This is a genomic window from Zobellella iuensis, assembly GCF_016746085.1.
GTDB lineage: Bacteria > Pseudomonadota > Gammaproteobacteria > Enterobacterales > Aeromonadaceae > Oceanimonas > Oceanimonas iuensis.
Genome location: NZ_JAERTZ010000023.1, coordinates 17,173 through 42,010, shown reverse-complemented (window position 1 = coordinate 42,010; position 24,838 = coordinate 17,173). Strand labels below are relative to the sequence as shown.

At 50.7% G+C, this 24,838-nt stretch carries 16 protein-coding genes and 1 pseudogene; all 17 read right to left on the bottom strand.

From position 1 onward, the window contains the following. Positions 1-56: 56 nt before the first annotated feature. Positions 57-476: a type VII toxin-antitoxin system HepT family RNase toxin gene (gene hepT, locus JKV55_RS10590; protein ID WP_202085037.1), complete on the bottom strand. Its 420-nt coding sequence runs from the start codon at positions 474-476 to the stop codon at positions 57-59. Further along, a complete protein-coding gene (mntA, locus tag JKV55_RS10585; protein WP_202085035.1) occupies positions 473-868 on the bottom strand; it encodes a type VII toxin-antitoxin system MntA family adenylyltransferase antitoxin in 396 nt (131 codons plus the stop codon). Before mntA ends, hepT begins: the two co-directional genes overlap by 4 nt. Positions 869-1,157: 289 nt before the next feature. After that, positions 1,158-2,021 (bottom strand): glycosyltransferase family protein, encoded by an 864-nt coding sequence (locus JKV55_RS10580; RefSeq protein ID WP_369409641.1) that lies wholly within the window; start codon positions 2,019-2,021, stop codon positions 1,158-1,160. 65 nt (positions 2,022-2,086) lie between these two features. Continuing rightward, positions 2,087-4,174, bottom strand: coding sequence for a glycosyltransferase family 2 protein (locus tag JKV55_RS20235; RefSeq protein ID WP_202085031.1), 2,088 nt, complete (start codon positions 4,172-4,174; stop codon positions 2,087-2,089). A gap of 9 nt (positions 4,175-4,183) precedes the next feature. Continuing rightward, on the bottom strand, positions 4,184-5,662 hold the full coding sequence (locus JKV55_RS10570) for a class I SAM-dependent methyltransferase (RefSeq protein ID WP_202085029.1): 1,479 nt from the start codon (positions 5,660-5,662) through the stop codon (positions 4,184-4,186). A gap of 10 nt (positions 5,663-5,672) precedes the next feature. Further along, positions 5,673-8,513: a glycosyltransferase gene (locus JKV55_RS10565; protein WP_202085027.1), complete on the bottom strand. Its 2,841-nt coding sequence runs from the start codon at positions 8,511-8,513 to the stop codon at positions 5,673-5,675. Beyond that, positions 8,513-10,408: a coiled-coil domain-containing protein gene (locus tag JKV55_RS10560; protein ID WP_202085025.1), complete on the bottom strand. Its 1,896-nt coding sequence runs from the start codon at positions 10,406-10,408 to the stop codon at positions 8,513-8,515. The genes JKV55_RS10565 and JKV55_RS10560 overlap by 1 nt, the downstream gene beginning before the upstream one ends. A gap of 389 nt (positions 10,409-10,797) precedes the next feature. After that, positions 10,798-11,964: a nucleotide sugar dehydrogenase gene (locus tag JKV55_RS10555; RefSeq protein ID WP_202085022.1), complete on the bottom strand. Its 1,167-nt coding sequence runs from the start codon at positions 11,962-11,964 to the stop codon at positions 10,798-10,800. 29 nt (positions 11,965-11,993) lie between these two features. Further along, entirely contained in the window at positions 11,994-12,788 is a 795-nt protein-coding gene (locus tag JKV55_RS20230) for a polysaccharide lyase (protein ID WP_369409640.1), read from the bottom strand. A 46-nt stretch (positions 12,789-12,834) separates the two neighbouring features. Next, entirely contained in the window at positions 12,835-15,288 is a 2,454-nt protein-coding gene (locus tag JKV55_RS10545; protein WP_202085012.1) for an acylphosphatase, read from the bottom strand. An 81-nt stretch (positions 15,289-15,369) separates the two neighbouring features. Next, positions 15,370-15,930 carry a hypothetical protein gene (locus JKV55_RS10540; RefSeq protein ID WP_202085010.1) on the bottom strand — a complete coding sequence of 187 codons (561 nt, stop codon included), beginning with the start codon at positions 15,928-15,930 and terminating at the stop codon, positions 15,370-15,372. A gap of 15 nt (positions 15,931-15,945) precedes the next feature. Further along, complete coding sequence (locus tag JKV55_RS10535; RefSeq protein WP_202085008.1) at positions 15,946-16,977, bottom strand: SGNH/GDSL hydrolase family protein; 1,032 nt, start codon at positions 16,975-16,977, stop codon at positions 15,946-15,948. A gap of 2 nt (positions 16,978-16,979) precedes the next feature. Then, on the bottom strand, positions 16,980-18,005 hold the full coding sequence (locus JKV55_RS10530) for an ATP-grasp fold amidoligase family protein (protein ID WP_202085006.1): 1,026 nt from the start codon (positions 18,003-18,005) through the stop codon (positions 16,980-16,982). After that, positions 18,002-20,080: a glycosyltransferase family 2 protein gene (locus JKV55_RS10525; protein ID WP_202085004.1), complete on the bottom strand. Its 2,079-nt coding sequence runs from the start codon at positions 20,078-20,080 to the stop codon at positions 18,002-18,004. Before JKV55_RS10525 ends, JKV55_RS10530 begins: the two co-directional genes overlap by 4 nt. 79 nt (positions 20,081-20,159) lie before the next feature. After that, positions 20,160-21,482, bottom strand: coding sequence for a phosphoglucosamine mutase (glmM, locus tag JKV55_RS10520; RefSeq protein WP_202085002.1), 1,323 nt, complete (start codon positions 21,480-21,482; stop codon positions 20,160-20,162). Positions 21,483-21,751: 269 nt separating this feature from the next. Then, positions 21,752-24,286: a heparinase II/III domain-containing protein gene (locus tag JKV55_RS10515; protein WP_202085001.1), complete on the bottom strand. Its 2,535-nt coding sequence runs from the start codon at positions 24,284-24,286 to the stop codon at positions 21,752-21,754. Positions 24,287-24,526: 240 nt separating this feature from the next. Beyond that, a pseudogene (locus JKV55_RS10510) lies at positions 24,527-24,764 on the bottom strand (transposase family protein); the annotation flags it as partial. Between the last annotated feature and the right edge of the window lie 74 nt (positions 24,765-24,838).

Here is a 24,838-nt window from a genome sequence, read left to right as displayed (position 1 = left end):
GTCCGTTTCAACGGACCGTCCCCAGGGCAAGATTACGAACCCCTCAGAGGGTGGGATTAACCCAAAGCCTTGATGCCTTGGCGGGCAAAGTCGAGCAAGGCCTGGTGATAGCCGGATAACACCACATCGTGCACTATGGCGGGGTCGACCTCGAGGTAATCGTGCACCAGCGCATTCCTCAGGCCAATCACCTTGCGCCAGGGCGTGTTTTTGTCGATCGCCCCTTTTTCAGCCAGCCGGTTGAACGCGGTGAGCGCTTCGTTGCTGGCCATGCCGGTTTCTTTTTTGGCCCAGTGCTTGGCCAGGCCAATGCAAGACTCAATAAGTACCTGAAGCGTCCGCTCGGCCGCTCTTTGCTCAAACCGGCTCCAGGGCCCCTGTTGCAGCCGTCGTTGAAGCTCGGCCAGATCCAGCTCACACTGGTCGACATGCTCTTTTTGCGCATTCAAATAGGCATTGGGCCCGTGGTTACTCATGCCAGTCCTCCGGTTTTGTTGGCGTGAACATAGTCCAGCTCCCACATGGAATAAATGCGCTGCTCCGCCCGCATGCGGTGGGCAGGGGAGGGATCCAGCAGCAACTTGCCCTGATCCAGCACACTCCAGCCAAGGGGGATGGGGGCAATGGCCAGATCCACCACGCTGATGGAGCCTTCCGGCATGGCAAGCCGATGTTGCCAGTCTATCGCCACTTCCTCCGGCCTGAGGCGGCGGGAGAGCGCATCCGGCAGCCAACTGGTAAACACCACCGCCAAATCGTAGTCGCTGGCGGCATGGTGATCCCCTCTTGCCCGCGAGCCATAAAGCCACAGCGCGGCAATATCCGGCCGCTGGCGCGCCAGCTCAACAATCTTTGCAAGTTGCTCCATGCCGATCTCTTTTCCGCTTAAGGCGTGATGTGAAACAGTATATCGAATTGAAGTTCGGGCAGCAGGCTTTGTATGAGAAGGGGCATCATCAAGGCGGAAGGGGTTACACCAGGGCCTGCCGTAGGGTCCGTTTCAACGGACCATCCCACCCACGGCGCGGTAGTTTGGTCGAATAAATTCGACCCTACGGTCGGCCCCGGGGTTCTGTTGTAGGGTCCGTTTCAACGGACCGTCCCACCAACGGCGCGGGGGTTTGGTCGAATAAATTCGACCCTACGGCCGGCGGTTGTTAACCGGTTACCGTGGCTTGGGCATGGTACAGCATCGCCCGTCTTTCTTCCTCGCCGGCGTTTAGCCGCAGAATGGCGTCCACCCAGGCTTGCTGGTCCATGGGCAGCAGCAGGCCGTTTTGCCTATGGCGTACCACGGGGCGGTAAACCGGGTGGTCGGCATAAATGCCCACGGCGCCGGCCCGGGTAATGTCAAAAAACTTGGTGCAGGAGCGGGCGGCGTTAAAGGGGCCTGCCAGCAGGGGGGCCAGGCCAATGGTGCGGCCGGGGCGGCCCAGCAGCGCCCGGTAGGCCGGCCATTTCATGGGGTGCAGCACGTGCACCCGGGGCAAGGCCGCAAACTGCGCCCGCACCCGGGCGTTGCCGATGATTTCAAAACACAGCGTCGGATCCTGGCTTAGCGCCGCTTCCACCACGGGATAAAGCCAGCGAATTTCATCCTGGTGCGAGGCCGAGCCGTGGTAGAACAGGGTGTTCATCGGCCGGGCGTTGCCATAGGGGCAGCCGGGCGGCAACACCAGCGGCGACCAGTGGGCGTATTTTTCCGCCAGCCAGGGGGTGGACACCCACAATTCGGCCCCCATTTTTTTCAGCCAGGCCTGGTGCCGCCAGGCCTGGTGCCAAAGCTTGCAGCGATAGCGCCAGGGCAGGCCGGCATGGGCGCGCAGGTCGAACAGATCGTCGTCCATAAAAAACACCAGGCGGCCCAGCCCGGCCCGGTTCTGCTCCACCCAGCGGCGCCAGGCCGGGGTTAAGTAGCGCACAAACACCAGGGTGCCAAAGCGGGTTCCCGTTTCCGGCGGCGTGGCGTTAAGCCCCAGGGCCAGCACCTCATCCCCGCTGGCACGCAGCCGGGGGCGCACAAAAAAATCCGTGCTGGGGTTGGCTCCCTGCTCGACAACAAGGGCGCGGGAAGGGGGGGCTGGCACTACCAAGGCCAGCCCACCCGCGGAATTTTGCCCAGTTTAAAATCCGGCTGCGAATAGTTGAGATTGGGGTTATAGAAAGGGTCCCGCTCAATCACATGGCCCCAGCGGGCGCGCATATAGTCCGCCTCGCTCTTGGCCCTGGCCTGTTTTTCCGGCGAATCGTCCTTGCCGCGAGAAACCGACTCGTGGTGATACAGCTCGGCGTAAGGAGTGTAGATCACCCGCCAGCCCGCTTCCCTTACCCGCAGGCAGTAATCCACGTCGTTAAAGGCCACCGACAGGTGGTCGGCATCCAGCCCGCCCAGCTGTTCGAACAGTGCCCGCCGGGTAACAAAACAGGCGGCGGTTACCGCCGACAGATCCTGCGCCAATACCGCGCGGTGCATATAGCCCGGATCATCCCCCTCCAAAATGCCGTGCAGGTGCGAGGCACAGCCCCCCGGCCCCAGCACGTCACCGGCGTGCTGCACCCGGCCATCACCGAAATACAGCCGGGCTCCCACCACGCCCACCCCGGGCTGCAACAGGCGGGACACCATTTCTTCCAGCCAGTTCGGGCTGATCACTTCGGTGTCGTTGTTCAAGAGGCAGATCACCTCGCCCCTGGCCTGCTGCACCGCAAAGTTATTGATGGCGGAAAAATTAAAAGGCTGGTCGTAGGGCACTACCCGGATGCGCTCATCCTGCGAAACCTGGTCAAAGTAGGCCAGGGTGGCCGGATCGCTGCTTTGGTTATCGACTATCAACAGCTCGTAATGGGGCCAGGTGGTTTTTTCCAGCACGCTTTCAACACAGGTTTGCAGGTAATTCAGCGCATCCCGCGTGGGCACCACAATGCTCACCCTGGGCAAGGGCGCTGGCAAGGGGTAGCGTACCCGGAGGTAATCGCCCACCGCTTCCACCCCGGCGGTTACTCCTTGCCGGCTCAGGTGCTGCTCCAGCGTATGCCGCTGTGGCCGCACCGGTTGCAGCGGCCGGGCATGATGGCACAGCACGGCGGGAATATGGCAAACCCCGCCGGCGCCGGCCAGGGCGGCGGCATCCAGCATCAGCTGGTAGGCGCTGGCAAAGCCGGACTGCCGCAACACCTTAAGCAGCAGCTCGCTGCGCAAGGCAAAGGCCGTGCCCACATAGCCCGAGGCGCGAGCCAGCTCTTCCGACCAGTCTGGTTTAAACACGGGATCCTGCCGCTGGCCTGCCAGCAGATAATCATGGTCGGAATAGATTAGCTGGGTCTCTTCCTTGGCGGCCTCAACCGCCATCCAGGCCAGGGCCCAGGGGGCCAGCTCGGTGCCCGGCTGCAGGGTAAACACCCAGGTGTGCCCGGCCGCGGCAAGCCGGGCTTCAAGCCCGGCCATGTTGACCACCGGGGCCCGCTCTTGCAGAGAGGGCGGCAGCGTTGCAGCCCCATTGTCGTCCACCAGAATGCAGGCCCGGCAGGAAAAGGCATGCTGCCGTTCAAGGCTGCGCAGGCTGTTGGCAATGGCGTTGGCATCGGCATGCTCCCAGGCGTCGATGACCACCTCGAAAGCAACCTCCCGCAGCCTGGGGCCTTTAACGGCGCGTTGCAGCCGGCTCAAATCGGCCGGGGTAAAGCGCTCGTACAAGGCTATCCATTCGGCATAGGTGGGCGATGCCATGTAATAGCGGGTGTTGGCGGCCAGCCGGTATGCCCGGTAGGGCCGAAAAAGCTGCATGCCCATGGTAATGCCCAGGGCGCGGCGCTGTGATGCCGGGGTATGCACAATACGGCGATAAATCACATACCGGCTGGCGAGGGTACCAATAGGCTGAACCTGAAAAGGAACCTTGCACTGCACCGGCAGCGAACTGGCCAGCTCCACCCAGGCGCTGCGCACCCCGGCGGGAAGGCGGGCCAGCTCGTGCAGGCGCCCCTTCAGCGTAATGGGCAAGGGGGAAAAGCGGCGCTCACCCGCTTTGGTTTCCGTTACCAGGGTACCTTGCAGGGTTGCGCCCTGGTGTTCCAGCAAGGCGGTGATCAGCACCCAGCCCGAGCTTAGCCGGCCCCGGGCCGGGGTTAACTCAAAGCACTGTACATGCCCGTTTTTTAAAGGCGATACCGTCACAAAATCCCCTTACTTGCCGCTGTATCGTTTGAGGTTGCGCAACAGCTGGGTACCAAACCCGGACGAAGACTCGGCCGAATCTGTGGATACCCGGGCAAGGGGAACCTGCTCGCCGTTGAACTGCACGCCCAGTTCAAAGGCGTTTTCCAGCCAGGCGGGGGGCAGCTCGAACGAAAAGCCGCAAGGCATGGTGCGCCAAAACTCCGGCGCGGCCTGCTCCTGGCCGAACAAGGTGGTCAGCACGTCCTGGCGGACCTTACGGGGGCTGAACAACAGCCGGCCCTGGGGGCCACTCACGTAAATCTGGTAGTCGCTCTGGTAACGTTCGCTTCCCAGCGCCCAGCCCGACAGCCTGAGGGCGTTGGGTCCGGCATGCAGCTGGCCCGGGGTGGGCGAGTCCAGGTGCCAGCGCACCAGCGACTTTAGCCCCGGCTTCAATAACTTGCGGATGCTGATCCGGCCGGCCGTTGCCTCGACCGCGGTTTTTTTAAGATGGGCCTCGTAACTGTTGGCCTTGCCGATGGCGTCTCGTGCCTGGACCAGGGGGGAGGGGGTATCCCAACTGATATCCACCGGGAAGTACCCCAAGGCATGCAGCTGGTCTCTGATGTGTTGGTGGAATTCTGCCGGCACATACGAGTCCAGTATAAAGTCGCGGTACCCGGCCTGCCGGGTCCACAATTCCACCAGCTCCGCCGCCAGCCCCTGCTCCAGAACCCTGCGGGTGGTTTTGTCTATGGTGGCGGTGGTAAAACCCTGGCTCACCGCCTCCCGGAGCCCGGCGGAAATGTCGAACTTGCCCTGGGTAATTTGCAGATAGGTACGATCACCCGACACCACGGGCACCTTGGGCTTGCCGCTGAAAATGCGCCGGCTGATGGTGGACTTGCCGGTGCCCGGCTGCTGCATCAGCAACCAGGCATAGGGCTTGAGCTTGCGCACATGCACCACATAGCGCTGCAGCGGGTCCCCCGCCTGGTTCACACTGTGGCCTATCACCTTCCAGGCATAGTCTTTCAACACCTTGCCCAGCTTGATACGGGTGGGGAAGTAGCGCTCGTCGATGGCGCGCTTGACCTTTATCCATTCATCCTGGTGGCCCGGGGCCATGCTGATCTCCAGCACCAGCAGGCCGTTGTCCGACAGGCGCTCCATCAGCCGGTGGATAAGCTCGGCCTGATCCTCGGCATAGTGCAGGGCCGAAAGCAGGGTAATCACATCGAAGGGGCCTTCGGGCAGGCAATCCCAAGACTGGTTAAGAAACTCCGCGGCAGCAAAGCGCAGCCTGGCCCGGGAGAGGGCCTCCGCCGATTTATCTATGCCCACCACGTGCGCGGCGCCGTCGAACAGGGCGTAGCCGCAAAAAAAGCCTTCGTTGCAACCCACATCGAGAAAGCGCTTGCCCGCCAGCGGCGGCAAACGCAGAGAAGACAGTTTCTGTAACGATTCTGAACCACCCCTTACATCGGGGAACGACTGGTATTGCATCTATTGTTACTCATTGTTGAATATGGGTGTCCGTAATGCGGGCCAAGGCCTTGGCCAGTGCGGTTTGCATCACATCCGGGCTGAAATGCTGCTTAACCCAGGCCCGCCCGGCCTGGCCCATGCGCTGGCGCAGGGCGTTATCTTCCAGCAGTTGGGCCACATGGCCGGCCACCGCGTCAATATCCCCCAAGGGCACCAGAAAACCCGTTTCCTGGTGCCTTACCACCTCGGGCAATGCCCCCCAGCGGTAACAGATAACGGGGCGGGCGGCGGCCATGGCCTCCAGCACGGTGCGGCCGAACGACTCCTGAAACCGAGACAAATTCACCACCACATCGGCCTGGGCGATGGCGGCGGCCGAAGAGGAAAGGTATCCCGTCATGATTAAATTGGGCGGCATGGCCGACTGTTGCAGGGCCTGGGTATGCTTGTTCTCCGGCCCCACCAGCAGGCAGTCTACCGGCAATGCTTTTTCATGCAGCAACGCCGCCAGCCTTACAAAGTCATCCAGGCCCTTTTTGGGCAGGTTGCTGCTGATCATGGCCAGTTGCAGCCGGGGCCCGGCAGGAAAGGGCAGCTCGAACTGAGCGGCATTCAGGGTATTGGGCACCAGGTGCACGCGCCCCGGCGCGTTCAAAAAATCCGCCACCACCTGCGAGTTGGCAATAAAGCAGTCGGAATGCTCAAGCAGGTGCTGACGAATTTGCTGCGGGCCGGCTTGCATATCGGCACAGAGGGGAGCGTCGTGCTCCGGCAGTTCGCGCACATGGGTAACGCAAGCAACACCGGCCTGGCGGGCCGCCAGCAGCGGCTCGTACAGGGCGAGGGTGTTGCAATACACCAGCGAAACCTTAAAACGCTCGATAATGCGCACAAACTCGGCCTGGGTGTCGGCTTCTGCCTGGCGGCGGCCATGCCACCAGGCATAGGGTAGTATCACCAACTGATGGCAGCATTGCCGCACTTGCTCTACATAGTCCTGCGACTGTGCCGACGGCAAGGCCACCACCAGGTTGAAAGACAACGCCGCCGCGGCCCGCATTACCTCCAAAAAGCTGCGCTCGGCCCCGTAGTTCTGTTCGCTTACCTGGTGGGCGCACATCAGCAGCACCGGCTTGCCGGCCTGCCATTCGAGCTGCCCTTGATGGTCCGGCAAGGCATAATCCACCGCATGATCGGCATGCAAAAGATGCTGCAGTGGATTTTGCCCGCGCGCCTCCGGCACCTGATAGTAGTAACCGGAGGTGCTGAAGCGGGGGCCGGGGTCGCGCCCTTCGGCATACCCATAATGCAGATAATGGTGCCAGGCCTTCATGCCGGCGGTAGCCACGTCCGGGTAGCGGCGCAGATACCAGCCGGCATTGAACAGGCCGCTTTGGCCGGCCAGCAACGCCAGGTTGTGCGCCTGTTGCTGCATATTGCCCCGGCACATGGCGGCAGGCACCGCAAAGGGCCGCCGGACGGGAGTTTGCGGCAAATACAGTTCGCGGGCGCTTGCTGCACTGTGCCATTGCAGCGCAGCCTGGTGATAACGGCGGCGGAGGCCATTTTCAAGAAGCTGGGTTCGCAAGTGGGTTTGGCTTTGTTGAGTAAGTGATTGCTCATCAAACCGGCCAAACGCTAGCGGAATGCCCGGCATGACTTCGGCAATAGCCTTGTTACCGAAGCGTTTGATAATACGGTAGTAATATTCGGTATCGGCGTTGACCGAAACGTTGTCCCAAAAGCCAAGCTTACGCAATACCAAGCGGCGAAACATAAGCGACGATACGTTTCGGTAAACCCAGCTTTCCGTCTGTCTCCATGAAGTAAAGTTCAGTTCAGAGGTGCAACGAGCCCAATGACTGATACTGGCCACGGCATGGCGCGATGACAACAGCTTGCTTGCCTGGCGCTCAATTTTTTGCGGATGAGACCAGTCGTCACAATCGTGGGTGGTAATAAGGCGGCCCTTGGCCACCGCCAGCGCGGTGTTGCGTGCGCTATAGGCGCCCTTGTTAACATCTTGCCGCAATAGGGTTATACGCTTGTCTTGCGCGGCCAGGCCGGCCACGATTGCGGCGGTGTTGTCTGTTGATGCATCGTCCACCACCAGAATCTCAAGGTTTCGCCAAGTTTGTTGCTGCAGGCTGCGCAAAGCGGTGGCAATGGTGGCCTCGGCGTTGTAGCAAGGCATGATCACGCTTACCAGGGGCCGGCGCTGCCACCAACGGCGAACAGTAGCCGGTAAGGAAGGCGCGGCAAGGTTATCCAACAGCACTCCATCAGCAGGGTGTTGCAGCACCACCGGGCATAAACCCTGGGCCTGAAAGAAGCCGTTTAGCATGGCCAACTGGTGATGCTGGGGCAGCATAAACCGAGCCAGGTCTAGATCAGGTACTTGTGGCCAGTGTGCATGATTCAACCAAGCCTTCGCTTCGTCCATCTTGCTCTGGTGCCAGAGTACGGAGAACAGCAACAACCAGGGGCCAGAGTGGCGCACCAGCAGGCGGGCTGCCGGATCGGAAAAAAAGTGCCGAAGCAAAGGCTCTGCCTGAGCGTGGTTACCATGAGATGCATGCCAGCGGGCCAGTACCCAACCGGCCACGGCGCCTTCCAGGCTCTGCTGCACGGCCAGGGATTGCAATTGCCCAAGAACGGCTGAATTCCCCCGCCACAGCTGCTCTTCCAAAGACAGAGCCTCCACCGGGCAGGGTGACCGCTGCTCATCAATGCCATGACGCATAAAATGCTGCCAAGGGTCCATGCCGGCAGCGGCCACATCCTGATAGTGACTAAGGTACCAGCCTGCATTGAACAAAGCGCGATAGGATGGCTCATCTATTGCGCCATTTGACAAACTAGCCTTCATTAACCCAGCGCCCTGTTCTCTACCTTGCCAAAACGCAGATAGTGATAAAGCGGATTAAAGCCTGCGGCAGCCACGTCCGGATTAGCGTTCAGATAAGCCCGGCTGTTGAAATCTGGACCGGGATTACGCCCTTCAAAGCCACCACATTTGAGGTAATGCAAGGCCGGGTTTTTGCTAAACGCTTTATCGGCGGCTACATCCGGATACTGTGCAAGGTACCACTTGGCATCAAATAGTGGCGATTTGTACAGCTCAGCAGCTTTACGCTGGAGCCTCTTTTGCGCGGCTCGTTTTTGTAGCTTTTGTTTTAGCAGAGAGGTACTTACTGCCGGAACTGAATCAAGGGCGGCATTATTTTGGCCTGACGCAGAGGTATCAACAACAGCCTCTGGCACCTTACTCTGCGCTAGCAAATTGGCTTCAAGTGCTTCTTGGGCATGGTGCAATTGCTCAAACAACAGAGCCATTTCTTGCTGCAGAGAGTGTATCTTGGTCTGTTGATTTTTGATGTTATTTTTTGCTGCTTTGAGCTCGGTTTGTTGCTTTTTATTACTCTGCAGGGTTGAATCCAGCTCTTCCTGGGCATGGTGCAACTGTTCAAACAACAGAGCCATTTCTTGCTGCAGTGAGTGTATCTTGGTCTGTTGGTTTTTGATGTTATTTTTTTCTGCTTTGAGTTCGGTTTGTTGATTTTTATTACTCTGCAGGGTTGAGCCCAGCTCTTCCTGGGCATGGTGCAATTGCTCAATCAACAGAGCGATTTCTTGCTGTTGCGAGTGTACCTTGTCCTGTTGGTCTTTTACGCTTTTTTGTGTTTTCTCGATTTCGGTTTTCTGTTGGGTGTTTTCCTTTAAAGTTGAGGCCAGCTTTTTTTGAGCCTGTTGCAATTCGTCAAGTAGCAGCGTCTTTTCTTGCTGCAGTGTGTGCGCCTTGGCTTGATACTCTTTAGCCAGGTTTTGTGATTTTTTATGATCAGCCTGTTGTTTGGCAATCTCTTGCAAAGCTGATTCCAAGGCTTCCTGAACCTGATGGAGCTGATCAAGAAGCAAGGTATTTTCTTGCTGAAGATCGGAATTGGTGCCGGCTAATTGTAGAGCAACATCATGTTCTTGAGTGAGTAGCAGCAGTTGCTGCTGCAAAGAGCGTATCTTGGCTTGTTGTTCTTTAACACACTTTTGTTCTGCCTTGAATTCAGCCTTTTGTTTGGTGCTTTCTTGCAAGGCTGACTCTAAGGCCCCCTGAACCTGATGCAGTTGGTCAAGCAGCAGGGTACTTTCTTGCTTAATATCACTCAGTTGAGCCAGCGCCTCTGTCCCGGCGTGGTGGTCGGTAACGAGCTGGTTGAGCTCAGCGAGAGCAGGGGGAGTGGGTTCCTGCATCAATGGTTGTGCCAAGGCTTCCAGCTGTTGGGACTGTGCTCGTAGTGAAGGTGTACTAGAAAGTAAAAATTGTGCCAATAAACGATAAAGCACGGGTGTCCGGTGCTGGCTGGCGGGCACTGGGCCATGCTCAAGGCCAAGATCCGGCCAGTGTTGTGCACAAAAAACCTGGAACACCTGGGGGGCGGCAAGCAGATCTGCCAAATTGAACAGTAAAGCCTTACCGCGTTGTTGCTTGCAAAAATGAACCAGCTGAGTGGTGTTGAGTTGCCACAGAGTAATGGCCTGGGATGGCTCAACGCCGGTGACAGCCGCTTGTTCCAGAGCCAAATCCAGCGGAGCATACAGCACGATGGCGACGTTATCGGGGGAGGAAAGTGACTGGGCCAGCTGCTGCATGGCGGCCTCAGTGTCCAGCTCGATAGCCGCTTGAGACGATCCTAGGCCCAGTTGTTGCCATATTGGTTCTGCTTGGCGCCAGTTACAGAATGCCGCGGCAGCAATAGTCAAAGTCATGTATGCTCCTGAAAAATTAACGTCTTTATGCATTGTCCCACCGGGGGCATTGTACTAGGTCTTGGCTGAAAAGACCCTGGGTGTATACCGTGTTTGAGTAGCCTTGTAAATTGGCAGCTGCCCAAGCTGAGAATATGGTCGCTCATTTTTTATTCGTTTCGTGGCTCTGAGTTAGCCCTACTCTGGATAATCACTATTCATACAGGTTGCGTATCAGCTGAACAGTGCCATGCAAGAGCCAGGTTTATTTTCCACCACTTGGCATCGAAGATGACAGGCACGGATTGCCAGTGGCAATCCGTTGACCATGCCGCTGACTTCGTTGCACTGAAAAAGGCTTTCAGTTCTCGAAATCAACTACAAACCTGATGCTGGTTGAGCTTTGGGCGTTAGTCGCTACCAAACAAGTCACGGGTATAGACCTTCTCGCAAACATCTTTCAGGTTATCCGTTAGCCGGTTTGCAAGGATCACATCTGCTTCATTTTTGAACGCTGCCAGGTCTTTTATCACCCTGGAATGGAAAAATTCGTCTGTGTCCAGTGCCGGCTCATAAACGATAACTTCCACGCCCTTGGCTTTGATGCGCTTCATCACACCTTGCATGGCACTGGCACGAAAATTATCGGAGCCCGCTTTCATGATCAGCCGATATACACCAACGACCTTGGGGTTACGTTTGAGAACAGAGTCGGCAATAAAATCCTTACGTGTCCGGTTGGCTTCCACAATAGCCTGGATCAGGTTGTTGGGTACATCCCGATAGTTGGCCAGCAGCTGTTTGGTATCCTTGGGCAGACAGTAACCACCATAGCCGAAACTTGGGTTGTGATAGTGGTTGCCAATACGAGGATCCAAGCCCACGCCTTCAATGATCTGGCGGGTATCCAGACCATGGGTTTCGGCGTAGGTATCCAGTTCGTTGAAGTAGGAAACCCGCATCGCCAGATAGGTATTGGCAAAAAGCTTGATCGCCTCGGCTTCTGTACTGTTGGTAAACAGTACGGGAACATCCTGCTTTACTGCCCCCTGCTTGATAATCTCTGCAAAAGTAGCTGCCCGGGCAGAGCGCTCACCCACAATAATTCGTGATGGATAAAGGTTATCATGCAGTGCTTTGCCTTCCCGTAAAAATTCAGGAGAGAAGATAATATTCTGCGTGCCCAAGCGTTTGCTTACTTCATCCGTATAACCCACGGGTACGGTGGATTTAATCACCATCACTGCATCCGGGTTGATTTGGATTACCTGCTGAATGACTGCCTCAACACTTTTGGTATTGAAATAGTTGGTTTCAGGATCATAATCCGTTGGAGTCGCAATAATAACAAATTGCGCTCCAGCATAAGCAGCTTGGGCATCTAATGTTGCGCTAAAGTGCAGATCCTCGCGAGTCAGGAAGGCTGTGATTTCCGCATCCTCAATCGGAGAAATGCGGTTATTCAGCATGGATACTTTTTCTGGAATTATATCCACCGCCACAACCTCATGGTGCTGAGCCAGCAGCATGGCGTTTGATAGACCGACGTATCCTGTTCCTGCAACTGCAATCTTCATTCTGGTTTATCTCCAATTTGTATTTTTCTTCAAAAATTCTGTGTCAGTTCAAGATTGTCAAAAAATGCACAATCGGTCTTGTAGCTGCCATCGGCATGCCTTGGTGCCCAATCGGGGCTACTTCCACCATGAAACGTGTTGAATAACAGACGCTGGATCTCACTGGCAGGGGTTTCCTTGCTGCGAAAACGTAGCCCATTATGCTCAATGAGCAGTTTGCTATCGACCCAAACGAGTACGCTTCCATTGTTTGCCGATGCAGGCGTGTTCAGCACTACCTGCATCACAAGGTGGTGGTAACGATTGGGCTCAAAGGCAAAGCCATCCGCGATTGTGGTGTCACCAAAGCGACCTGCTTGATTCTGATGGTAAACATAGGATTGAAGCCCGCCATTCCGCCGGAACATCAGCCGCGCACTCCAGCCTTCAGGGGTTAACATATCGCCCCCTGTAACGGGTTTGTATGGTCCCAGGCCGTGAAGCTTACCTCCACGGGAAAAATCGAATCCATCACAAAAGCGAACCCAAAAGGAAATTTTGTAGCGTGGTGCGGACGAAATGCGGGGAGAAACAGTCACTCGGCGGCTACCTCGTTCATAGCCTACGTAGTCTACCCTAAGAGCAGTGCTTCCTCCTACCCCTTCATCTGCTACGAGGTGAGCAAGGGCATGCTCAGTGATAGCACGTCCCTGTGGTGTGAGGGAGGCTGCATCAAATGACTCCGAATAAACTACCGATGAATCCTTATTGGTTGGACTCGAAGGTGGTTCAAATATGGTCAGTATGAACAATAATATTGGCAGGGTTACCCATACTATTTTCATTGCATATCACTACAGAGAGGCGGGCACAGTTATATAATAATAAGTGTTATCTGATGTTGAATTTATCAAAGGTTGTTTCCTCATTAAAATCCTCAATCGATATGTAACTGACCGAAGAACCTGTGCAACCCTGGTGACAATCTCTGATTATTTCATTGACGGCAAGGTTTGTGCCAAAAACAACAGCCTCTACACGACCATCTGAAAGATTTTTTACATAGCCTCTGATGCTCTTTTGCTTGGCTTTGTTAAGCATCCATCGTCTGAATCCGACACCTTGTACTTTTCCATAAATAGTTATTTTCCTAGCCAGAATGGAAAGGTCTTGAGCCCCTAATGATAAACTGTCAATGATAGCCCCGGCAGCGTTCCTGGGAGAACCGTAAGTTGGGAAATGATGCATGGCCAGATCACAGTTTGCGTTTACTTCAATAACTGCATATTGTTGGCTTTGAGCTGGCTGGCTGATATCGTCAGTAATCAAGTCGATACCGCAGAAAGCGAGACCTTCGAAAGACTTGTGGACTGCTTCCGCAATTTTTATGAACTCTGGGTGGACTATTTCAGTAATATCTTCGCTGTCGCCACCAGCACCTATGTTGGCAATGGTCTGAAGATAAACTTTTTCTCCAGAATTTAAAATGGCACTTGCATTATACCCGATTTCTTGTAGGCGCTGGAGCGTTGACTCATCCAGGATGATTGGGTATTTTCCTGTGTATGGATTGCATGTCCGTGCTTTGTTCTTTATTTTGACCAAATCCTCAATGGAGGATACGCCGTCGCCTACAATATGTGCTGGGTGGCGTTTTATTGCAAAATGAAATTTTCCGTTAACAACAAATAGCCTATGGTCACTCCCTTTCATGTGCTCTTCTATGATTATATTATCATCGGGGAGAGACTTTATGGCTTTTTTAAGAGTTGCTTTGTCTGATATTTTTGATATGACTCCCCGGCCTCCTGAGCCGTTAAAAGGTTTGACCACAGCCATAAAGTTGCTGTCTATTGCTTGAGATTCAAACCATTCTAACGCCTTGCCGGTTTGGGATGGATTTATAATGATGCCGTTAGGGCATTTAATTCCATTTTGTATTAATTTATTTTTTGTTTTTTCCTTGTTGTTTGTCAGGTGACGTGTCGCATGTGTTGTAATAGATGGCATGTTTTCCCGGAAAGTGATGCTTTTCTTGCTGCCGGTTATGGACCATCGAGTACTTCCAGATTTATTTTTCCAAGAAGTTATAGAAAAGCCTCTCTCATTAGCCTCTCTATACAACATCAGTCTGTTAATGTTTAGCGGCGACTTATAGTAAATGTAGTGCTCATCATTACATATGTAATCAATAACTCTATTTTTACGTGTTGTGTTATTTATCGTGACATTTTGATTTTTTCTCTTTGCTCGAGAAATTGCATTCTTGATGATTGCTATATCATCTTTGCAAAAGTAAGCTAATCGTGAATTAGGGTATAGATGTTCCACAATAGCGTCGGCAATGTTTTTTCCTACTCCATTGTCCGGTGTTAGCAGTGAACTTAGTTGTGGCCGACGATTTACTTCCAAGATAAATGCTTCTTCGCCATTGCCAATGACATCCAAACCAATGCAAAGGTTTTTACTGAACATATCTGCATAACAGTCAACACGTTCAATAATATACTCGGGGAGAGAGTCTGAAGTGTCAGTGATATCACCGCCGGAAGAACGGCCCATTATATCGCTTAGCTTTATGAGCTCTCCTTTTGGCGGTATATCATGCTTTGAACGACTGACTGAAGAAAGGTATGCTTCAGCTTTTAGTGTGTTAATAAGGGGTCTTTTTTTGCTTTTTTTCGACTTATTCTTTTTGTTTATTAACGACTCTACATCGTCTTTTCCATTTCCAATTACGTGAACCGGATTACGCCTTACAGAACCATATAATTTTCCGGCAACCATATATATGCGGTATTCATCTCCAATAATATGCTCTTCTACAAGCAAGTCCTTTGCGTCTGAAGATAGTACGATATTTTCCAGTTCTTCTGGTGTTTTGATGTTTGTGTATACGCCTCGCCCCATGCTGCCGAACAAAGGCTTAAGTACAAGAGGGTAAGTGAGTTCAAGTGAAGATAAAAACTTTGAGTTGAAATCCGTTTTCTTGAAAGAAACTCCTTTCGGAGAGTTCATCTTTTCTTTAGCAGAATCATCCTTTATGTTCTTTTTTGAAAAGTTGAATCCTGTGTCATCATGAAAAAATTTGCTCTTGTTCAACAGGTGATTTTTCTTTCCGTCTGATATTTCGAATACATGGCCAACCTGATGATAGGTGTTGCGATATTTTAAGCCGTGAAATTCGCACCTATTCGAGATCTCCTGGGAGGATAATATTGTAACTGATAGCCCTCGACTCAATGCGCTCAGCATGATTGCATGGCAGCAAAGGGATGAGCTGTTAATTTTTTCGTTCTTTATTCTTTCGAAAAGTCGTGTCTCAGGTTGTCTTAAAATATTCATTCTTATTCTCTGTTCTAGACAAATAGCTCTGATGCGGATTGACTGGAGAATAGCTCATCAATTGAATGATGGGTAACAACGTTATATATGAGCTTGCTCCAGAACTCTCTTGGTGCTTATGGAAGTCTGAGGGTTGGAAGTGATGCAAATGGCATCTTTGAAATGTTTTGAATAATAAAGGCTGGCAAAGCCTCCGGCCGAACCACCAGAGAAAATCAATCGGCTAGCATCTATTGATTGCACTACTTTAGAAATGATTCGTGGGATGATTTCTTTTTGCAAAGGCACAAATCTTGAACCCGCATACCAAGACATTAACATATCATCACCCATGTAAAGAGATGGGTCATTGATTGACAGCCTACTTGTCATGCCTTTGGGGGTGACATTCAGACCAGAGAATACAGGCAGTGTGACCTCGGGAGTTCTTTTTTGAGCGCCGTTGAAGAAAACGATCAATGGCAGACTCTCAACTATATCAATGTTTATATCAACAAGAGCGCCATTTGCATAAATTGAATAAATTCCACTTTTCAACCCATCTCTTTTCTCAAACTCTTCAAGAGTAATAATTTCTTGTTTTAATACGCCCCATCTTTCGAAAGAACGTGCTTCATCAATAAACTTAAGAGACCATGACATAGCTTAAACTTCTCTTTAGAATGATGATATGTGAGATATGTAGACACTGCCTTTACTATCTTTACTTGCGGGTTCCATTCCATATGTACGCTGCACCGCATCGGCGTCCCAAAGTTTGGAGCCGTTATCTAAAGCGGTGAGTTTTATTTTTCTCACATCTTTTTTACTGGTGTCTTTTTTATAAAATCCATATAAGGGTATTTGCTTTAATATAAAGCTGAATTTTCCTGCTGTGGATTTTTTTCTTTTGGTGTTTATTATTTTCTTTAAGCCTTCACTTTCAATAAGTAACGAGCAAGAATCTGAAGCGGATATGAAAGAGATTCCAACAGGGTTACCTTTCACAAAAACTTCAACAGAATTCTCTTTTTCAAGAATAGTTGTTTGCTTATGAAATCGGGAGTTCTCGAAGCTACTAACCGCACCCGAAATGCCATAAACAGATAAGCTTTCTGATGTGTTTCTGCTGGGGGGCGCACGAAAGTAGCCCAGTTCTTTGTTTAGAAGGTAGTCTGATACAATTGTTTGGGAGATGTAGCCAGTTACCGATGGGGACTTATAATGACTTTCATCAAGGTAAAAGTCTGAAAAGTTGGAAAGAGATTCTCTTTTGTTTTTTAAATGTGAATCAATGTCAACTATCAAGGCATTGAAGTTATTTGATATCTCCCTCATTCTTTGGTGCATTTTTTTCTGGCTGTTCCAGAATCTGTCCTTCTGCCTTCCAAGTAGGATGGTTACGATATGTGCAGATGGATATTTCTTGGCGACCAATGAAAGTAGTGAGGTGAACGCTGCATCCCAGAGTGCTTTGTCATTTACAAATAGAGGTAAGTCGTTGATTCCATATTCAATGAAAATCAAATCAACGTCTTTCTTTATAAATAAAGATAGGCTTTCCAATCCAAATAAAGTCGTGGTTGCTCCGACAGAGATATTGTAAGTATTTTCAATATCTAATCCACTATCTCTTAATATTTTTGGGATAATGGTCGAAAGGCCGTTTTTAATAACCAGATTGCTCCCGCCAACAAATAATACGTTCATTGTTATCTCTTTGTGTTGTCCAGGATGGATTGCATTAATTTGCTCTCTGCCTTTAAATAACACTCGCCAAGATACCGGTCAAAATCTTGGCTAAAGGACGAAAATTGCCCTGGGCGAGGGGTGAATTCACCGAATACAAATCTGTTGCTGTTCTTTAAAAAATCTATTCTTATAAAAGGTGTGGGAATTTGTTTGCTGATGTTTTCGGCCAGGTGTTTTTCTTCAGGTGAAAAGCCATTTCCATCAAAGCGCTTGCTAGCATAACGGCCCGTGTCTGCCAGGGTGCCATCGGGCATCCATTCGCAATAACGTGCTTTGTTGGTTCTATCAACTTCAAGCACAAAGCCAATTTCGCCATAAAAACAATAGAATTTCAGATCGCGAGCCGGCAGCGGAGACCCATCTTCAAAGTCGCCAACAAACTCCTCCAGTATCCACTGATCACTCTGTACCATTTTTTTGTCGAGATAGTGGCGAGCCTTTTCTATGACTAGATCCAGATCCATCAGTTCGCCGGTGCGAACCTCTTGCGCCTTATTATTATGACCAATAATAAAAACGCCAATGCTGGATGCCCCGTTTTCTGGCTTCAAAACACTACCAGGTTGAAGTGTAATTGATGCCAATGATGCTTTCTGTGTATATGTTTCAGGGCGTTTGATGCCTAGTTTATCAATAAACTCATAAGCATAGCGTTTGTTGTTAAGTTTCCATTCTGGTTGAAAATTATACAGCTGCCGTTTGCGAGTTGCTTGTACCAATAGTCTTTTAAATGAAGCCGCTTGGTAAAGAGGTACCTTTGATTGACTGAACAGCCGAGTAACGGGTTCCGTCAGCTCGTCAACGGATAGCAGTGCTGAGAGTTTTTTTAAAGTGTCTGTTTTATGCTCTTTACCGTGACCGTTGAGCTCTTTTAGCAATTTTTCCGTGAGCCGCGCTTTATAGGCCTGAAGATCCTTTATTTTTAACTCTTCATTCTTGATGCTATCCAGAAGCATCTCGATGCTTTCTTGACTGTTCAAGCTCATAGTGCTTTCCAATTGTCAAATTCCTGCATTTCCGGATAACCATCCAGAGGGTACTGAAGTAACGCCATATCGGTGATCAAGTATTCTTTACAGGTAACTACCTGGCCCATTACAACAGGCTCAACACGGTTTTGCTTGAGCAGCTCAAAGTAAAGATTGCACAATGGTTCGGGTTTTTTATTGAAATCCGGCCAGTGGAACAAGCAAACACGCTGATTTTGGTTACCTTGCTGCCGCACTTTTTTGGCAATTTTTTTACAGTCTTCCAAGCGGGAGAAGTCACCGGCTATTAGAATGTTGTAGTGCAACGGCTGATCGCTCCGCTCGAACATACTGCGAGGAGCTGGGAAGGTACGCTTTTGACTGGCATCGGATACATGCAGGTTCTTGCCGGTACTATGCCACCAGGCACAAGACTCACGGTAAATATGCCGCAGACCATAGTAGACAGTACGTACATGGGTGGCCTTGGTTCGGGTAAGAGATGACTCTTCATCCAGTGCGAATGCCAGCGGGATCTCGGGCAGTATTTTGGCAAAAGAAGCCTTGCCATAGTGGGCCTGCATACGCCAAATGTACTCGGTATCGCCACCAATGCGGACATGATCCCAGTTGCCGATGGCATCCAAAATCTCGCGTCTGAACATGAAAGAGGACTGGCTCCAATGAGTGAGCACGTTGTTGGGGCGCCAGTTTTGAGTGAAACGCAAGTCCTGCTGAGCGCGGATCCAGTGAACGGCACAGCCCTTGACCTTTGGATGAGCTTGCAGATAGCGTACCTGGATTTCAATTTTTTGTGGGTGCGACCAGTCATCACTGTCGTGGGTGGTGACTAAATCACCAGTGGCGAAGCCCAGGCCATAGTTGCGAGCCGCGTAGGCACCACCGTTTTGGGGAGGCTGCACGGCCTTGATCCGCGCATCTTGCTTGGCCAGGCGTTTTAACACAGAAAAAGTGCCGTCGGGCGAACAGTCATCCACCGCGATGATTTCGATATTCCGGTAACTTTGAGAAAGCAGCGAGCGAATAGCAATTTCTACCTGATCTTCTGCCTGATAGATGGGCATGATGATTGAAACTTTAATATTTTCCTGGCAGGCCTTTACGGGCTGGCTTTTGATGTTATCAATAGCGAGAGGCTTGCTGGTATCCAGCCTTTGCATACCGGCCAGGTCATGTAAGGCATAAGCCTGATTGATTACCGCCAGGCGTTTATCGTCGCTTTGCAGGCTGTTGCTGTAAGCCAGGAGCGCATCTGCATCTTTAGGCGCCCGCTGCAGGTAGGCTTCCATAGTGCTGCGTGCATCTTGATGCCGGCCTTGCAGTAGCTGGCAGAAATAGCGCAGGTATACGCTTTCTTTGAGTTTCTGATAGATGCTGCCCATCAGGTCCATTTCTTTGGACAAGCGCTCTGCTTCCTCAAATTCTCCGCAAAAATAACGCCAGCGGGCAGTGTGCCAAAGTGCCCACCAGCGTTGTGCCTTGTCGACGCTTTCATCCGTGTAGATGGTTGAAAGCTCCTTTAGGGCAGAGACTGAATGTCCGCCCCACAGGTTAACCGCCACATGAGTTTTTAGTGACTGACTTTTGATGGGGTTGCCCTTTTTTTGGCCGACCCGTAAATAGTGCAGCAGTGGGTTTTCGCGCTCTGCCAGTTCGCTGGCATGTGCGCGCAGATAAAACTGGGTATCGAACCGTTTGCAGGGGTTTAAGCCCAATCGCCAGCCTAAAATAAGATAGTGGAGAATAGGATCGACTCCCTCTGGGAGCCAGTGGCGGTACTCCGTTACATACCACTTACCGTTTACCATTTGGGACTGCTGCACAAGCTTATAAGTGTTTGAAGACACCAGCGGTTTGCCATGAGCTGTAACGCTACGCAATACGTCGTTGACATCCTTAGCCTGAATATCGCCGGGTAACAGTGCCCAGGAAAGGTTCAGATAATAGTGTACAAAGCCCGGATTGCTATCGATTGCTTTAAGAAAGGCATCGATTGCACCAGATAACTTACCCCGGCGCAACAAGGCGTTGCCTTTAGCAAAGTCCGATGGAAAAGTTACAGCATGATTCATTGCAGTTCCTTGATCAGTAAAATGAAGTGGAGATAAAAGGGAGCAACCGGGCTGCGGAATATTCAGCCCGAGTGGTTAGTCAAATGGCCTCGGCAATATATTCGGCCAGGGTATTCACCTGCTGGACTTCGGCACCTTCCACCATCACGCGGATTAACGGCTCGGTACCGGATTTGCGCAGCAGCACCCGGCCGTTGCCGGCCAGTTTACCTTCCGCCTCGGTTACGCGCTGTTGAACAGCCTGGCTTTCCAGCGGATTGCTGCCGGCGGCAAAGCGCACGTTCACCAGCCGCTGGGGGAACAGGGCAAGGCCGGTACGCAGCTCCTTTAAGCTCAGCCCCTGGCCTACGGCGGCACGCAGCACCTGCAGGGCGGCGATAATGCCGTCTCCGGTGCTGTTGTGATCCAGGCTGATGATGTGGCCGGAATTTTCGCCGCCCAGCTTCCAGCCGTGCTGCTGCAACTGCTCCATCACATAGCGGTCGCCCACCTTGGCGCGCACAAAGGGAATGTTCCGCTCGGCCAGGGCCAGCTCCAGCGCCATGTTGGTCATGAGCGTGCCCACCACGCCGCCGCCCAGGGTGCCCAGGCGGCTGGCGTGTTGCGCCAGAATAAACAGGATTTCGTCCCCATCCAGCAGTTGGCCGCTGTGGTCCACCATGGCCAGGCGATCGCCGTCGCCGTCGAAGGCGATGCCGATATCGGCCCGGTATTGCTTAACGGCGGCGATAAGGGCGGCGGGGGCGGTGGAGCCGACCTGAGCGTTGATGTTCAGGCCGTCCGGGCTGGCGCCGATGGTGATGACCTCGGCGCCCAGCTCCTGGAATACCGCCGGGGCAATGTGGTAGGTGGCGCCGTGGGCGCAATCCAGCACAATGCGCAGGCCCTCCAGGCTGAGTTCGGACGGAAAGGTGCTTTTGCAAAACTCGATATAACGGCCGGCGGCATCGGTAATGCGGCGGGCCTTGCCCAGCGCATTGGAGGCCACACAGTCCATGGGCTGCTCCAGCATGGCCTCTATGGCCAGCTCTACCTCGTCCGGCAGCTTGGTGCCGTTGTGGGAGAAAAACTTGATGCCGTTATCGTAATAGGGGTTGTGCGAGGCGCTGATCACAATGCCGGCCTCGGCCCGGAAGGTGCGGGTAAGGTAGGCAATGGCCGGGGTGGGCATGGGGCCCAGCAGGGCGGCGTTAAGCCCGGCGGCGGAAAGCCCGGCTTCCAGCGCCGACTCCAGCATATAGCCGGAAATACGGGTGTCTTTGCCGATCAACACGGTTTTGGTGCCGGTTTGCGACAGCACCTTGCCGGCGGCCCAGCCCAGCTTCATTACAAAATCGGGTGTAATAGGAAATTGACCGACCTTGCCGCGAACGCCGTCGGTGCCGAAGTGTTTTCTGGTCATATAGCATTATCCATTATGTAAATACTAATCCGGCTCTCAAATAGGTTAACTTTTTCCAATATAAAATTTTGATATTGTTGAATGTCAATGTGGTATAGATTCGAGCTGGGTTAATAGCAAGTCACAGATAGGTGTGTGAATCATAACATTGCTATGTAGAATGTAGATGAACTGTAGTTGATTTCTGCTTTTTGATATTTTTGCTTATGAATTATTTGCTTTTATGTTGTTTGCCGTAAAAATAATGCGAAAGGTTAGTCTGCCGAAGATTAACCTTGATATTTATCATCGATGGAAAAGTTAAATTTTGCTTTTCTGTTTTTTGTCTCTGTTAGCGAGGTTTTTCCTGATTCTAACACAAATATACAACCTTCACTTTCTAGATTTGAGCAAGTAAAATCAAACTTATAGTGTTTTAGTAGTGTTCTGAAACCATCTAGCTCATCTTGGTTTATAAATTTCCGCACCCATATTTGTGAGCCGGAGGTTAGGTTTTTTATGAAACTATTTAGATTTTCTTTGATATTTATGCAGTATGGAGTGTCTAGTAAAATTATGTCAACTTTTGGTTCGTTTTTTAGAGTTGAGTTGACTGTAAGTTCAAAATGATCTTCTTTGTTTTTTTTAATATCAATGTTTTTTGGGGCTGGTTTTAACAGGTGTGACTCTACCCAAGATGATAGGTCTTCAGACAACAACATTTCTCTGGTTGTCAACTCTTCATTTTCGGAGCGTGAAAAAGAAATCAACTTGCCAAAATTGTTTGTTTTCAAGGCTGTTGCAATAGATAGCACAGGTAATCCACCGCCTAATACAACAACTAAATTAGGTTTTTTTCTTGTGCAAGATACATATAGGCGTAATAAAAGATCCATTGATGATGGGGGGTGTGATGATATGCGAGTTATTTTTTTTGATAAATCATTCAGCTGGTCATTTTGAAATAGTGTTATGTTTTTTTCTGTTAAGTTTGTTAGTTTGTAGTCAATGCTTATGTTGCCAGATTTTGGACGTTCAAAGTAGAGTTCGTGAGTGCCACATTCATCAATCCATCTGAATTGTCCTTTACGTCCAGATGTGTTAGATTTTGACCATTGTTTGTCAGGGTGTAATAAGTTAGAAAACGTAAAAAGTGTAGCAAAATTTCCTGTTGCAGCGTTTTCTAGTTCAAAATAGAAGGCAGGGTTCTCTTCAATTTCTCTTTCCTGTCCAGACCACCATCCTTGCATTATAGGGTCTTCTTCTCCAATATATATCTTAGACGGAGTTGGACCTTTGAGTAGGCTTGCAATTTGTAATGGTTCGCTATGGGGTGACAAAGGAATAGTGTATCCGTTTTCGCAAATATTTGCTTGTAGTTTTTTATCTATATGGAACCATTGCTTTACTTGGTGAGTTTCATTGGCATTATCATGAAACCAGTCAAAAACCAATAACCATTGAGCAGGCTTATAAATAATTAAACGTGCATGTCTTATTGATTTGAAGTGTTTGCATTCAGTTTCGATTGCATAGATATCTTGTTCTAACTCAATAACGCGTCTTATTGCACTGCCATACGGTTTTGCAGTTTTTCTAGGAAAATTTTTATCGTTAAACTCAAGAGTGTTATGTGCCCTTGTCGATTCACAATAAACACGGTTCACATCTGAATACCAGTAGCCATCAAGCCATAGCTCCGAACCTTGTTCTGCTTTTCCAATATAACCGTACCGGCCTGCATCAACTAAAAGATTAAAGCCCCTGTCTGACCATATAAAGCTTAAGTCATCAGCATGCTTATGTGCACGCGAATGAAATGCCGCTATTTGAGCGAGATAACTTGTTTGAGAAAAGCTATCTGGATTATATTTAGATGGGGATTTTACAACGTAATAGCCGCCTTCACTAAAGTTTGACGATGATTTAGATGGTTTTTTACCTATCATTCCGCCTGAAACGACATACTGCATTTCAGGTGTATTCCACTTCCTAATTGCTTCATCTGGCTTTCTGCTCATTAGGCGATAATCAGAGTCACCAAAGTTAGTAATATGTTGGTCAGGTAAAATAAACCATGACAGTGATTCTTCTATTACCCTTGAAAAAATTATCGTTTCTTGGTCATCAACTAAGCCGGCATCAATAAGAGCTTTGATGGTTTCATATACCATTCTATGATAGTCAGGTGAGTGCTCTTTATGTATACCGTCAGTGCAAAATTGCTGCATTAACATGAATCTTAAGCGTTTTTTCCCTTGAGTATACGCTTTTTCCATGTTTACTGATTTTTGACAAAATCTTCGGCCCATTGCAATTTGCCCTGCAGCTTGATAAAGGCCGTGGTTGTTATGGAAAATTATATTCTCATCATTCTCAAGGTAAAGTCTATGCTGCTCAAGGACATCCCACAAGCTTGCGAGTATATCTTCGGAGACTAATTTTTTTTCTGATAATACATCAATCAGATAAGCTAGTCTATAGCTCCTTATGCCAACAGCCATATCATACCAGACCATTGGCGATATACTGTGCTGAGGTGTGCTATGTACATAATTAGTCCAGTCTAGTGCAACGGACAGGCAGTTTCTTATATATAATTCATTCTGAGTTTCTTGATAGGCTTTGAATAAACTATCTAACATATCCCAGCAATGTATTAAGAAGTTCCAAGATCTTTCCTTTGGATCTTTTAATTCCCATGGGATTTGGTTGATGAATATTCTATCATAGCCTCTTCTGCTCCAACCGATTGTGAGTGTATTGTTTGCTGCAATAATTGATTTCTCAATGTCAACATTTGATAAATCTTCATATGGGAGCATTTGGGTGTAAACCTATCATTTTAGATTGAAATATATTTTGGTTTTTAAGTTGCAGGGTATTCCAGAACGGTAGGCCTTGTTGATTGCGTTTCATTCTGGCCTTGAAGCTGGTGTCTCCCTTCAATGCATTGAACGCAATATGCCGAATCGTGGCCGTATTCTCGCCAGCCTGTTCACGGCAGTCATCTTCCCGCATGCCCACGTCAAGCTGCCAGTTTTGCAACTGCGTGGCCGAGAGCATGCCCATCACCCGGGCGATGGTATCGTGCACCGGCACGCCGTTCTCGAAGTCGCCATACTGGCGCAGCCAGTCGAGATGATCGACACCGAAATCCTCGATTTCCTCCCACCCTTCGGCGCCGCCGATCACGGCCACGATGGTGAGGAAAAGGATGACCGAGAGCTTGTGCTCCACTTTCCATTGCTGGCGCGGGTCACTGATGATGGAGAGGTGCTGCAAGAAGCCGAGTCCGTTCATGGCGATCATCTGTCGTTGAAAAGACAGCATATGATCACAGCTGGCATTGATCGTCAAAGCGATCCTTCAATATC

Coding starts and splice junctions, on each gene's coding strand:
- hepT (WP_202085037.1), bottom strand. CDS start 476: ATGAGTAACCACGGGCCCAATGCCTATTTGAATGCGCAAAAAGAGCAT.
- mntA (WP_202085035.1), bottom strand. CDS start 868: ATGGAGCAACTTGCAAAGATTGTTGAGCTGGCGCGCCAGCGGCCGGAT.
- JKV55_RS10570 (WP_202085029.1), bottom strand. CDS start 5,662: ATGCAATACCAGTCGTTCCCCGATGTAAGGGGTGGTTCAGAATCGTTA.
- JKV55_RS10565 (WP_202085027.1), bottom strand. CDS start 8,513: ATGAAGGCTAGTTTGTCAAATGGCGCAATAGATGAGCCATCCTATCGC.
- JKV55_RS10560 (WP_202085025.1), bottom strand. CDS start 10,408: ATGACTTTGACTATTGCTGCCGCGGCATTCTGTAACTGGCGCCAAGCA.
- JKV55_RS10555 (WP_202085022.1), bottom strand. CDS start 11,964: ATGAAGATTGCAGTTGCAGGAACAGGATACGTCGGTCTATCAAACGCC.
- JKV55_RS20230 (WP_369409640.1), bottom strand. CDS start 12,788: ATGAAAATAGTATGGGTAACCCTGCCAATATTATTGTTCATACTGACC.
- JKV55_RS10545 (WP_202085012.1), bottom strand. CDS start 15,288: ATGAATATTTTAAGACAACCTGAGACACGACTTTTCGAAAGAATAAAG.
- JKV55_RS10540 (WP_202085010.1), bottom strand. CDS start 15,930: ATGTCATGGTCTCTTAAGTTTATTGATGAAGCACGTTCTTTCGAAAGA.
- JKV55_RS10535 (WP_202085008.1), bottom strand. CDS start 16,977: ATGAACGTATTATTTGTTGGCGGGAGCAATCTGGTTATTAAAAACGGC.
- JKV55_RS10530 (WP_202085006.1), bottom strand. CDS start 18,005: ATGAGCTTGAACAGTCAAGAAAGCATCGAGATGCTTCTGGATAGCATC.
- JKV55_RS10525 (WP_202085004.1), bottom strand. CDS start 20,080: ATGAATCATGCTGTAACTTTTCCATCGGACTTTGCTAAAGGCAACGCC.
- glmM (WP_202085002.1), bottom strand. CDS start 21,482: ATGACCAGAAAACACTTCGGCACCGACGGCGTTCGCGGCAAGGTCGGT.
- JKV55_RS10515 (WP_202085001.1), bottom strand. CDS start 24,286: ATGCTCCCATATGAAGATTTATCAAATGTTGACATTGAGAAATCAATT.